The 13,482-nt window shown below is 37.4% G+C and carries 9 protein-coding genes; 3 read left to right on the top strand and 6 right to left on the bottom strand.

Annotated features, from left to right (window positions below; genetic code table 11):
* From HND50_07785 to HND50_07775, 3 genes are all read left to right on the top strand, one after another.
* Window positions 1–2,124, top strand: a complete 2,124-nt coding sequence (locus HND50_07785; protein NOG45115.1) for a T9SS type A sorting domain-containing protein — start codon at window positions 1–3, stop codon at window positions 2,122–2,124.
* Between the two features lie 64 nt (window positions 2,125–2,188).
* A complete protein-coding gene (locus HND50_07780; GenBank protein NOG45114.1) occupies window positions 2,189–3,070 on the top strand; it encodes a hypothetical protein in 882 nt (293 codons plus the stop codon).
* Window positions 3,071–3,122: 52 nt separating this feature from the next.
* On the top strand, window positions 3,123–4,511 hold the full coding sequence (locus HND50_07775) for a M20/M25/M40 family metallo-hydrolase (GenBank protein ID NOG45113.1): 1,389 nt from the start codon (window positions 3,123–3,125) through the stop codon (window positions 4,509–4,511).
* A 47-nt stretch (window positions 4,512–4,558) separates the two neighbouring features.
* Here HND50_07775 and HND50_07770 read toward each other — a convergent pair whose 3' ends face one another.
* The 6 genes from HND50_07770 to HND50_07745 all read right to left on the bottom strand — a co-directional run bounded on the left by HND50_07770 (window position 4,559) and on the right by HND50_07745 (window position 13,431).
* Window positions 4,559–5,413: a hypothetical protein gene (locus tag HND50_07770; protein ID NOG45112.1), complete on the bottom strand. Its 855-nt coding sequence runs from the start codon at window positions 5,411–5,413 to the stop codon at window positions 4,559–4,561.
* Between the two features lie 115 nt (window positions 5,414–5,528).
* Window positions 5,529–7,487 (bottom strand): hypothetical protein, encoded by a 1,959-nt coding sequence (locus tag HND50_07765; protein ID NOG45111.1) that lies wholly within the window; start codon window positions 7,485–7,487, stop codon window positions 5,529–5,531.
* Window positions 7,488–7,608: 121 nt separating this feature from the next.
* Entirely contained in the window at window positions 7,609–8,103 is a 495-nt protein-coding gene (locus HND50_07760) for a hypothetical protein (GenBank protein ID NOG45110.1), read from the bottom strand.
* Between the two features lie 334 nt (window positions 8,104–8,437).
* Complete coding sequence (locus HND50_07755; protein ID NOG45109.1) at window positions 8,438–10,984, bottom strand: DNA gyrase/topoisomerase IV subunit A; 2,547 nt, start codon at window positions 10,982–10,984, stop codon at window positions 8,438–8,440.
* 45 nt (window positions 10,985–11,029) lie between these two features.
* On the bottom strand, window positions 11,030–12,883 hold the full coding sequence (locus tag HND50_07750) for a type IIA DNA topoisomerase subunit B (protein ID NOG45108.1): 1,854 nt from the start codon (window positions 12,881–12,883) through the stop codon (window positions 11,030–11,032).
* 92 nt (window positions 12,884–12,975) lie between these two features.
* Window positions 12,976–13,431, bottom strand: a complete 456-nt coding sequence (locus HND50_07745) for an RES family NAD+ phosphorylase (protein NOG45107.1) — start codon at window positions 13,429–13,431, stop codon at window positions 12,976–12,978.
* Window positions 13,432–13,482 lie beyond the last annotated feature (51 nt).

The raw sequence follows: 13,482 nt of genomic DNA, 5'->3' as shown, positions 1-13,482 counted from the left end.
GTGTTAAAATTTCTCTTATCACTTTCTTTAATTTTTATTTTTTCAATCAATTTGTTTTCACAGGAATTACAATTTGAGCGCAAAATAAATCCTTTTCCTGTTAAGGATAAAAACGGATTTGTTTTTAAACAGCCATTTATCGGTGGCTTTAATGTTCCGCGCATTCAATTTATAGACATAGATCATGATAATGACAAGGACCTGTTTGTACAGGAAATTGATGACCGGATAACCTTTTTCGAAAACATAGCATCAGCTCAAAATCCAGAATTTACCTGGCAAACGGATGATTGGCTCATGAAAAATCATGGTGCCTGGTATCGTTTTGTGGATATTGACAACGATGGAGACATCGATTTATTTAGCCAGGGTGAACAAGAACAGGTAAGTTATTATCAAAATCAAAACGGAATTTTAACCCTTAAGGCGGATACTTTGCGTGACTCTGCCGGGGATTTGATCATCTCGGAATTAACGAGTATTCCCAACTTTTTTGATATTGATTGCGATGGTGATAAGGATCTTTTTCTTGGCCGCCAAACAGGGACGATCACTTTTTATGAAAATATCGCCAACCCGCCTGACCAGATTCCACAGTTTAAGTTTGCTACCGATAGTTACCAGGATATATTAATTATCGGGGGAGGCCTCTCAAAAAACACAAAACATCATGGTGCAAACAGTCTTTCTTTTGGTGATTTGAACAACGATGGGCCGGCAGAATTGCTTTATGGCGATTTTTTTTCACGAGGTCTTTATTATTTTGAAAATGATGGAAGATGCGATTCAACTTCCCTTAGACAGGCAAGTGATGAATATCCTGACACGGGACCGGTAGAAACAGGTGGCTTTAACGTCCCGGAGCTTGTGGATATAGACAATGACAATGATCTTGATCTTTTTGTTACAGTACATGGCGGCTTTTTTTCATTTACTCAAAATGTAGTGGAAAATTTTCTTTTTTATGAAAACTTTGGTTCAGAAGAGCAGGCAGAGTTTGTATTTAATACGGGTACTTTTATAAACCAGTTTGATGCAGGAGAACAATCCGTACCTACTTTTGTGGATATAGATGCCGATGGCGATCTTGATTTATTTGTTGGTAATAACACGCAACCGGTTGCATCTGCTACACATGGACAACTTCTTTTCTTTAAAAATATTGGCGACTCTTTAAATCCACAATTTCTATGGATAGAAGGAGATTATGTTGTAGTTGAAAACATGTTTAATTATGCACCAGCCTTTGCAGATTTGGATGCTGATGGAGATTTTGATCTTTTCATTGGCAGGATAAATGGGAAACTGGCCTATTTTTTAAATACCGGCACAGCACAAAATGCTAAGTTTGAATTAGTTAGCAGCCGTTATGCAGATATTGATGTCGGGGCGACCAGTGTTCCGGCTTTTGCAGATTTAGATAATGACCAGGATTTCGACTTGGTTATTGGCGAGTCTGATGGAAATCTGAATTTCTATAAAAACAATGGTGATAAAAACAGCCCTGATTTTTCTTTGGAAAGTAATTCATTTGCAGGGATAAATGTCGGATCATTTGCAAAACCGTCTTTTTATGATTTTGATAATGACGGGGATTCTGACCTTTTGATAGGCAACAGTGATGGCAAAATATTTTTTTATAAGAATAACTCTACTCAAAGTGAAATTCTTTTTAACGAAATTGAAGAAACACTTTTAACAGCTCAAAAAATTGCTGCACCGGCAATGGCAAATCTTTATGGAGGTTTTACTTCTATCGTGTCAGGAACACAAGGCGGCGGCCTTTATTATTTCGATTCGCAAAAAGCCAATCCGATTGAAAAAGAACCTGCTTTAAATCATCCGAACTCTTTTAACATTTCGCAAAACTATCCAAATCCTTTTAATGGTCAAACCCACTTTGATATTGAATTGGCAAAACCCGGTTATATAAATATTTCAATCTTTGATATTTCCGGAGGTCTGGTAAAAACTATTCTAAGTGATCATAAAACGGCTGGAAAATATTCTTTTATGTGGGATAGTTCTACGGAGAACAATGACATTGCCGCATCCGGACTTTATTATCTGCGTGTCAATTTTGATTTTTCCTCACATTCCCGTAAACTCATCCTTTTAAAATAGTTGAGTTTTTTAAGCCGACTTCTCTTTCTGGGAATTCGTTGGCATCACTTATAAGCAAAAGATTATGACACGGGTTTTCGCCATTTCCGATTTACATGTAGACTATGATCAAAATATGAATTGGGTTAAAGGCCTTTCAAATTCTGATTATAAAGATGATGTTTTGATTGTTGCCGGTGATGTATCGGACAATGTTTTAAAGTTTGCCGAAGCTCTTGAGTACCTTGTTCGAAAATTTGCCCATGTCAGTTTTGTACCGGGAAATCATGATTTATGGATTCGCAAAAAGGAAAGTAAAAATTCACTTGAAAAGTTTTACCTGCTGATAAGTATCTGTTCTACTCTTGGTGTTAAAACATCGCCTTTTATGATTGGCAATAAAAAGCAAGCAATCAGAATTCAACCTCTTTTTTCCTGGTATTTAAAACCTGAAGAAGGCCCTGAAAGCCTGTTTTTACCGAAACCCGGTGAAGATCCAAATTTGGGAATGTGGGTTGATAATTACGCTGTAAAATGGCCTGAATGGAATGGGTTTGCCAATGCTGCCGAGTTTTTTCTTAAAATGAATAATTGGAAAATTGAAGAAGATGGTAAAGTCACTATTTCTTTTAGCCACTTTTTACCACGGCAGGATTTGATTTTTGGAAAAAAGAAACCGGCTGATTTAAAAAAAGCAGGTTTTAAAGATCCGGCGCCAAAATTTAATTTTAGTCGTGTTGCCGGTACGGCAGGTCTGGAAAAACAGCTAAGGCAGGTTGGTTCTTCGGCACATATATATGGACATCAGCATAGAAACCGGTTTATGAAAATAGATGAGGTTTTTTACATTTCTCATGGACTTGGTTATCCCAAAGAAAGAGCATGGGCAGGCATAAAAGATGAAGAGTACCTTCCAAAACTTATTTGGGACTCGGAGAATAATTTTATCACCGGGCAGGAATATTGAACATCTTATTTTCTTTATACGATCATTCTACATAACTATTGGAGTACGGTTAATGAACAAGTCATTTGTATATACACTTCTTTTTGGCCTATTTGTATTTTGGGGATCTCTCTTTTCTCAGACAAAAGATTCGCATAAAACATTTATTAATAAAATCTATAGCGAGGCATTGGTCAAAACTCCGACACATAAATTGTTAAAAGAATTAACAACAAAGTTTCCTCATCGTTTAAGCGGATCTAAAGGGGCCGATGGGGCGGTAAAATGGACAAAGCAGGTTATGCAGGATTTTGGCTTTGACAATGTTTTTTTACAAGATGTAATGGTAGAACATTGGGAGCGTGGTGAAAAAGAGCAGGCATATATAGTTGATAAAAATGGAAACAAAGTTGAGTTTTCAATTTTGGCCCTTGGCAGATCCATTTCAACGCCAGAATCAGGCATCACAGCCGAGGTAGTAAAAGTTCAATCTTTGGATGAGGTCGCTGAATTAGGCCGTGAAAAAATTGAAGGGAAAATTGTTTTTTATAACCGTTCTTTTGAACATAAGCATCTGCGTACATTTTCCGGGTATGTTGGAACTGTCAATCAACGTACAAAAGGTCCGTCTCAGGCAGCTCGTTATGGTGCAATAGCTGTGGTAATCAGATCTGTTTCATCTGGTGATGACGACTTTCCACATACGGGTACTTTGGGTTATGCAAAAGATGCACCGCAAATTCCCGCCGGGGCTTTGGGAAATCATTCCGCGAATAAACTTGCTGAAATCCTGGAAAGCAATCCACAGCAAAAATTATTTCTAAAAATAAACAGTCAAACTTTGCCCGATGCAAAATCCTACAATGTTATTGGAGAAATAAAGGGATCTGAGCATCCTGAAAAAATTATCGCTGTTGGTGGCCATTTAGATGCCTGGGATGTAGGACAAGGTGCGCATGACGACGGATCAGGATGTATGCAGTCAATTTCAGCTTTAAAGATTTTGCAGCGGATGGGTTATAAACCAAAACATACCTTGCGGGCAGTGATGTTTATTAACGAAGAAAATGGTTTAAGGGGCGGAAAAACATATGCTGATTCAGCAGTTAATAAAAAGGAAAAACATATCATTGCAATCGAATCAGATGCAGGTGGATTTACGCCAAGAGCTTTTGGTTTAAAAGGGCCTGACTCTACGTTGGCTAAAATGCAGGAATGGTTAAAATACTTTCCTGATTACACAATCGAATCAATAAAAAAGGGTTATGGCGGACCGGATATTAACCCGCTTAATAAAGCTGATGGAACACCAACGATTGGATTGGTTCCAGATTCTCAGCGCTATTTTGATTTTCACCATTCCCCGGCAGATGTGTTTAGCGCGGTAAATAAAAGGGAGCTGGAATTGGGTACAGCTTCAATGGCAACCTTGATTTATTTGGTGGATCAGTTTGGATTATAAGTTATGCTCGTCTTTAGTACAATTTTTAACCGAACGATTTCAAAATGTCAATCTGTTTTTTGGATAAACTTTTCCGCGTATCGGCTTAGTTTCAGGAAACCTGGATAATCGGTGACGGCCATAATGCTTTTACTGAATTTTTCCCAAAATTTATTTTCATTTGCCAGATAATAATCGCGTGCTAAATTTTTATGTTTACTCCCGCCGGCAATAAGTTCGGCCATATAAGTGGCTCCGCCTTCACGAATAGAGGTTGCCAACAATGTTCGTTCTTTACCGGAAAATATTGCAAAATATGCTTCGCCAGTTGCAGCCAGTTGCTGCATGTGTATCATTTCATGAACAAGCGTGCCTTGCATTTCCTTTATAGATTTAATGGTCTTTTTTTCTATTGAGATTAAAGGGCCTTCTGTTGAACCAGATCCAATTCCCCGATGCCCTGCAATTACAAAGTAGGTTGGTGGAAAAACTGCATTTGGAACCACATTTTTTATTTTAGCATAATATTCTTTGTAACTTGCTTCGTGGTTTTTCAATGCAGTTAATTTTTCTGCAACATTTGAATAATCATCAGAATAGTTTTTTATTGCACGCCTTAAACGCTCAATGGTCAAATCGTATTTGCTGATAAACATTTTTAAGCCGGGTGATGCTTTATCGAGATATCTTGATTTTAGGGCCTCGCTTGTGTCTTTCCCCGATGCAATAGCTTGTTGAGCATCAACAAAATTTTCAATATCCTGGTAGACAAAAATGGCCTCTGATGGATTTTTAACAACGTTTTCAGTCAATACTTTTTGGGTCTGGCTGTTTGTAAAACTGGTTGTTAGTAATCCAAGAGTGATAAGAATTGAATAATGTAGTTTATTAGAAGATGGTTTTTGTAAAGAACTAATTTTCATTTCCAAACCTCCTTGGGGAAAGTATTTTAATAACACTATATTCGGGCTAAGAAAAGAAATTGTTTCAAACCAAATAATATGAAAGTGGTTCCGTTTAGACTATGAGATGTGGGACTTATAATGTTAAACTAGCTAAACCGACAACCGGAGCAATTTTATTATACAGTTCATAAAACTTTTGCCCATATTCTTTTCCTTTTTCAAGCAGTCCGTAGACTTTACCGATCCGTGATTCAGTATTTTCTAGTGATTTTACAAAAGTCTCAATTCTATTTTTTGATTCCGGTTTAATACTCTGTTCCTTATCAACCGCATCTGATGCATCTTCAAATGCTTTTTCTATATGTTCTAACTCCTTCGTTAATCGGTGTTTGTCTTTTTCATCAGCCAATGAAATATCAGCCTCATCAATTAAATCTTCTTTTATGTTTTTAAACAAACCCTGTATTTCATTTATAGTGATTACATTTTTATTTTTTTGGCTGACTTTTTGACTTTGTCTAGAACTTTGTTTTTGTATAAAACTATCTTTTATTTCAACTTGAGAGCGGTTATCAATCGGCATATTAATCTCCTTAGCTTTTAAGATTTCATTAATAATCATTTTACGCTCATCCGGTTTTTCAATACCATCCAACAATTTTGAAATACTATATCTCTGCTCTAATTTCCCAATTGCAATATGAGTTTCTCTCATCCGTTCGAGACCAATTAATTCTTCATAACTTACAGTGAAGTCGGGATTATCAGGAAGCGGGATCAGTTCATCGACTATTGGGATTTCGAAACTGTCATTGATGATCCTGAAAGCTTTGCGAAGATAAGCAAAGTAATCACGTTTTTGTTCACCTATAACAGAAATATAAATTTGCTTTTCTGTATCATCGCATCTTATTACGGCCCGCGTACCTAAGTCAGAATCCATTAAAACAACTCCACTACGCCAATATAAATTACTTTCAATGTCATTTTGCATTTGTACCATAAAGCGTGGAAATACCGACTTAGGTAAAAAGTCGTATTGAAAAATGAATTGCAGGTTTTCATCTTTGTCAAAAGTAAAATCCGGTTCGTCTTTACAAAGCAAATCGGGAATTAAAACAGTTCTCACATCCAGCGGAAAACATATCTCAAACTTTTTCATGATATTAATAATATAATCATGCTTATTTTTAGGATAATGATAGGGGTTTTCTTCGTCTTTTTGCGGTTTTAAAATTTCACTTAAATCATTTAAATCCAATACGCCTGCTTTTTGGGACACTTTTTTTGAATTAATTATTTTATAAACAGCATTTGTCAACCAGCGTGGATTTAGTACATGCGTGTCTTCTAAACCCATCTCTGGATAGTGAACTATAATACCCAGGTTGTCTAAAAAAGTGATCAAGGTTTTCCGGGCTTCTTCACTTTTAATCCCTTCATCATGGCAGAGTTTCAAATAGTCATCATAGCTTATAAAATCGTCCTTCATGTCGCGCAGCTTGTTTTTTATGTTAAACCAGCTTTGGGCAAAAGGTGTATTAACAAGCTCCAGTTGAGGCAAACATTTTTTTAACAATAATTCAAGATTTCTTTTGCCCTCTCCGGTTGAGCAGGAAAAGCGCACAAAATCTTCAATGTTTGGATATTTCCTTTTTAAACTTTTGCGTTCCAAATCAAAAGCTGGATTTTCGTCAGCCTTATTAAGAACGATAATTACCGGGGCGTTTCCGCCAAAGGTTTGAATGTGTTTTAACCAATACTCTGTTTTCTCATCTTTGCGGCCGTCTAAAACAAGAAGATAAAGGGAACGTTTACTAAGGAAAAATGTGTGTGAGGCATGCATTATATCTTGGCCACCAAAATCCCAAAAATGAACGGAAATATTATTTATCTTCCAATCACGAATACGGATACCATGCGTCTGTGGCTCATTGGGATTAAATTTATCCTCCATCAGGCATTTGACCAGAGATGTTTTGCCAGCACTGCCATCACCAATCAAAATAATTTTACATTCATTCAGCAGCTGTTGTTGTTGGTGTTTAAAAGATTCAAAATAAGCGTGTATTGCCTCGTTGCCTTGTTTCACCACCTCCAGCGGTGGCTTCTCTATCGGATTTCCAAATAAATTAATGCAACCAGTAGCGAATTCATGTTCTATTTGTATTTCCAGGTTTCTTTCAATAATCCATTCTGGAAGAGTGCTAACTTTATTTTTCTCTAAATCGAGCGATTGCAGGTGACAGCCCTTTTAAAAAAGAGATGTCGCTGATTTTGTTAGAACTTAAATAGAGCGATTGCAGGTTTGACAGCCCTTTTAAAAAAGAGATGTCGCTGATTTTGTTATAACTTAAATAGAGCGATTGCAGGTTTGACAGCCCTTTTAAAAAAGAGTAGTCGCTGATTTTGTTAGAACTTAAATCGAGCGATTGCAGGTTTGACAGCCCTTTTAAAAAAGAGATGTCGCTGATTTTGTTATAACTTAAATAGAGCGATTGCAGGTTTGTAAAATTTTTTAGATCGGCTTTATCTTCTTTCTTCAGCTTAAGGCCATAAATATTTTCCTTTTTTATTTCGCATTTTTTAAAGACGTGAAAATCAACAAATAAACCCTTAATTTCAGGGATATCTTTTAATGGGTTTCCTCTCAAATCAATTAGCTCTAAATGAGAAAGTTTTTTTATATCAGGCGGGAGTACTTTAATGGTATTATTGTTAAGTTTTAACTCTTCAAGCTGTTTTAACTCAAATACAGGTCCTGGCAACTCGCTAAGTTCTTCATAAAATGATCCATTCCAAAACCGGCTTAGATCCAGCGATTTGAGGTTTTTCTCTTGAGCTTCTTTTAAGCGTTTTTTAAAAACAGTGGGTATATCGGCCATAGTATACCTCGTTTTAGGTTATGTAATAAAGGTTGGTTAGACAGATAAAAATACAACAGTTTTGCGGTTATGTAAAGGCGCTGTTAAAAAGTAAATTAGCCAGGTAAGGAATGGGATTCTTCGCTCCGTGCACTATGCTCAGAATGACAATTTTTTATTACTCAAACAAATCTTTTTGGTCTTCCTGGGCGATAATTATTTCCGGGCCATCAGGTTTATGTGGTTTTACATCAATTACCTGGTAAGTACTTAAACGGTTGCCGCGTGATTTCCAGCCTTTTACATCAACGAGGGTTTTTAATTCCAAAATGCCGCTACGCCTATCTTTTTGTTTTCCAAACAGATATTTATAATCTGCTTTTGGGGTATCATCTGTGGAAATAATGGCAGCAAAACTACCTTTGCTTTCAGCAGTAAACTGTGTAACCCGGCCAACAACTTCCGATTCTACTTTAAATCGTTTCACATAAAAGTTCTGGACGTCCGCGTCATAATGAACAGCCGTTATCACAATCTCCGGATTGAATTTAACGATGGTTTCAATTTTTTCATGTTCATAATGATTGCTTAAATCAAATGTCGTCAATTCCAGCGAACCATTTTTATAGAGTACCAAAATCCGTTCATCGCCTTCAAAACTGCCAACAAATGATCCGCGTGAATCATTGTTTAAACGGCCTACAGTTTCATCGTACCAGATTTCCAATCCACCAAGTGTAGATTGCCCTGCTTCCTTATGCGCAATTTTACGGACGGGATATTTGGTGATAATATTGCCCTGAGATCCACGGCCTTTAATGGCCAGCGAATCAAAATCGAAATCAAAAGATTTTTGGCGTGCGCTGCATCGCGGATTAAGGGAAACGGTAACAACTTCCGATTCACTATTTGGATTTGCGGTAAAATAAAAAACCTTGGAGTCTTTTGTCCCTTTGGTCAGGTCATTTTGTTTATCGCGTGTAATGGCAGTTACCGAAAAACGTTTTGCATAAGTCCGACCATCTTTTCCGTCACGATAAATCATATTATAAACCATGCGTTCGTCACCTTTTTTCCAAACGCTTGCATGGATTATATCTTTACCGGCAAATGTTTTATCTGCCACTCTCGTAACGATGAATGTTCCGTCTGACTTGAAGGCGATAACGTCATCAATATCCGAGCAATCACCAATATATTCGTCCTTGCGCAGTCCGGTTCCAACAAATCCATCAGCACGGTTGACGTATAGTTTTTGATTTGCCACGGCAACCCGGCGCACCTGGATGTTTTCAAAATTGCGGATTTCTGTTTTACGTTCACGGCCTTTGCCATATTTTTGGATAAGCATTTCAAAATACCGAATAGCGTATTGGGTAAGGTTGCGCAGATTGCTTTTTACCTGTTTAATTTCGCCTTCCAGATTTTTGATTGCTTCGTCGGCTTTAAAAGAATCAAATTTTGAGATTCGCTTTATCTTTATTTCAGTAAGGCGAACAATATCATCTTCTGTAACTTCCCTAAACAGTAATTCTTTAAAAGGGTCAAGGCCTTTATCGATTGCTTCTATCACCGCTTCCCAGGTTTCACATTCCTCGATATCGCGGTAAATTCGTTCTTCAATAAAGATTTTTTCAAGAGAAGAAAAGTGCCATTTTTCATTCAGTTCACCCAGCTTAATTTCCAGCTCGCGTTTTAATAAACGCACTGTATTTTTTGTTGAAGCCAGTAAAATGTCATTGACACCCATGAAAACAGGTTTTTCATCAATAATTATGCAGGCATTTGGCGAAATCGAAATTTCACAATCGGTGAAAGCATAAAGCGCATCAATCGTAACATCAGGTGATGTCGCAGCCGGCAGCTCTATCAGTATTTCAACATGCTTTGCCGTATTATCTACAACCTTTTTAATTTTAATTTTGCCATTGTCATTGGCTTTAACAATCGATTCCATTACGCTGGTTGTTGTAGTTGCAAATGGAATATCGCGGATAATCAGTGTTTTTTTATCAACAGTTTCAATCTTGGCACGAACGCGAATTTTGCCGCCCTTAAGACCTTCATTATAATTGGAAAAATCAGCCATTCCGCCGGTGGGAAAATCCGGGAAGATTGAGATGTCTTCTTTTTGTAGAATTTTAATTGAGGCTTCCAGCAGCTCAACAAAATTGTGGGGCATTATTTTTGTGGCCAGGCCAACAGCAATTCCTTCTGTGCCATGTGCCAAAAGCAGAGGGAATTTCATCGGCAAGTTTACCGGCTCGTTTTTACGGCCATCATAAGACTTTTGCCACTCAGTCGTTTTTTCATAAAATGCTACTTCCAGTGCAAACTTGGACAGACGGGCTTCAATATATCGTGGTGCAGCAGCCGAGTCTCCCGTGCGGATATCACCCCAGTTGCCCTGCGTTTCAATCATTAAATCTTTCTGGCCGATATTTACCAATGCATCGCCAATGGCCGCATCACCATGCGGATGATACTGCATTGTATGGCCAATTACATTTGCGGCTTTGTTAAAGCGTCCATCATCCATTTGTTTCATGGAATGCAGAATGCGCCGTTGTACTGGTTTTAATCCATCCAGAATTCCGGGGACTGCACGTTCCAAAATCACATAAGAGGCATACTCCAAAAACCAGTCGCTGTACATTTCCTTAACATGGACTGTTTGTTGCAGTTCCTGGTCTTCACCATTTTCATTCATTATTTCTTCAGACATAGGTAAAACATTCTTTCTATATTTCTAAATTCTTTTATTACAGATTTAAACCAGTTCTTCAGCCAAATCCTTTTCTACTTTTAAGTTTCGAATAATAAATTTTTGCCGTTCAGGAGTGTTTTTGCCCATAAAATATCCGAGCAATTTTTTTATGGATGTTTTTTCCTGAAGCACTAATGGATCAAGCCGGATATCATCCCCGATAAACCCTTCAAATTCGTGCGGGGAGATTTCGCCTAATCCTTTAAAACGGGTTATCTCTGCATTTTTTCCAAGCTTTTCAATGGCATTCAGTCTTTCTGAGTCATCGTAGCAATAAATTGTTTCTTTTTTATTTCGAACACGAAATAGTGGTGTATCCAAAATATAGACATGCCCGTTTCGTACAAGATCGGGGAAAAACTGAAGAAAAAATGTCATCAGTAAAAGACGGATATGCATTCCGTCAACATCGGCATCGGTGGCAATAACCACGTTATTATAGCGCAGGCCATCCAGGCCATCTTCAATATTTAGTGCATGCTGTAAAAGGTTAAACTCTTCATTTTCATAAACAATTTTTTTGGTAAGCCCGAAGCTGTTTAATGGCTTGCCACGCAAACTAAAAACTGCCTGGGTTTCAACTTTTCGCGCTTTGGTAATAGACCCACTTGCAGAGTCACCTTCAGTTATAAAAAGTGTGGAATCGTAACGCTGATCTTTTTTTGCATCCTGATAATGAATTCGGCAATCTCGTAATTTTTTATTGTGCAGATTTGCTTTTTTGGCGCGCTGATTGGCCAGCTTTTTGATACCGGCAATTTCTTTTCTTTCGCGTTCTGACTGTTGAATTCGTTTTAATAATTTTTCTGCTGTATCAGGATGTTTATGCAGGTAATCATCAAGTTCTTTTTTTATGAATTCATTTACAAAGCCGCGAATTGTCTGGCCTTCCGGAGCAATATTTAAAGAGCCAAGTTTTGTTTTGGTTTGCGACTCAAAAACCGGCTCCTGAATGCGCACACTAATTGCTCCTATAACTGAAGCTCTAATATCTGTTGCATCAAAATCTTTTTTATAAAACTCACGAACAGTTTTTACAATTGCTTCACGGAAAGCGGCAAGATGTGTCCCGCCCTGTGTTGTGTGTTGACCATTTACAAAAGAATAATATTCTTCGCCATATTGGCTACCATGGGTTAGCGCAAATTCAATATCTTTGCTTTTGGAATGAATGACATCATAGCGTAATGATTCTGGATCGCTTTTGCGGGTAAGCAAATCCAATAAGCCATTTTCAGAATGAAATTTTTGACCATTAAAATTTATGGTTAATCCGGCATTCAGGTAGGCATAATTCCAAAGCTGATTTTCAAGATAATCCGGAATAAAGTGAAAATGTTTAAAAACAGAGTCATCCGGTTTAAACTCAATCTGCGTACCATTGCGTTGGTTGGTCAATTCAATTTTATGGTCTTTTGTAACCTCACCTTTGCAAAATTCGATAACTTTCATTTTGCCATCACGAACGGCCTGGACTTTAAAATAATTTGAAAGGGCGTTTACAGCTTTTGTACCAACACCATTCAATCCAACTGACTTTTGAAAAGCCTCGCTATCATATTTTCCACCGGTGTTCATTTTAGCGACACAATCAAAAACTTTCCCCAAGGGAATTCCGCGGCCATAATCACGAACTTTTACATTATGTTCTGAAACGCGCAGATCAATTGTTTTGCCAAAACCCATTACATGTTCATCAATTGAGTTATCGATGATCTCTTTTACCAGAACGTAAATTCCGTCATCCTGGGCGGAGCCATCACCAAGCTTGCCTATATACATGCCTGGGCGCAATCGGATGTGTTCTTTCCAGTCCAGTGAACGAATATTGTCTTCAGTATATGTTGCTTTTGACATTAAAACTTTCCATTTAATCGTTAATAAAAATGATTGCGTAATATAAAAAACAAATCGCTTATATGCACAACCGTACAGTAAAAAAATTTTAATTATTTTACAGGATTTAATCGCGAATCAAAAATAAAATCATCAACCTGTAACAGTTTAATATCTTTAAAATTTTGATGATTTTGGTTTATTATATAATTGAATTCCCCGGGAATAATTACAGATGGTACTTCAAGAACGACTGAAGATTTTTGACTTATCCACGCATCGCCAATCTCTTGTGTAAAAGGAAGATTTGTAAACTCCTGCCATGCATCCGGTAAGCCGGATTCATCAACTTTTTCAACCGGAAGATTTTCAGGAATTTCAATTTTCATAACTTTAAATAATTTATTTAACCCCTCCCCGCTTCTATGGACAATATTCTCTAAACAGGCCAATGCTTTAGACGCTGATGTGTAAATCACAAAATTACCTTTGGAATTCCATCTGGCCGGGAAGCCGGATGCCTGTAAACTTGTTGACCATTTTTCAAGAGTGATGCGGTAAACTATCATAGTTTAGGTTAAAAAATCTATACCCATAGTTTGTGAAGATTATATCTGATA

Source organism: Calditrichota bacterium, assembly GCA_013112635.1.
Classification (GTDB): domain Bacteria; phylum Calditrichota; class Calditrichia; order Calditrichales; family J004; genus JABFGF01.
Note: the sequence above shows the minus strand (reverse complement) of the source record. Positions and strands in the feature narration are given on the sequence as shown.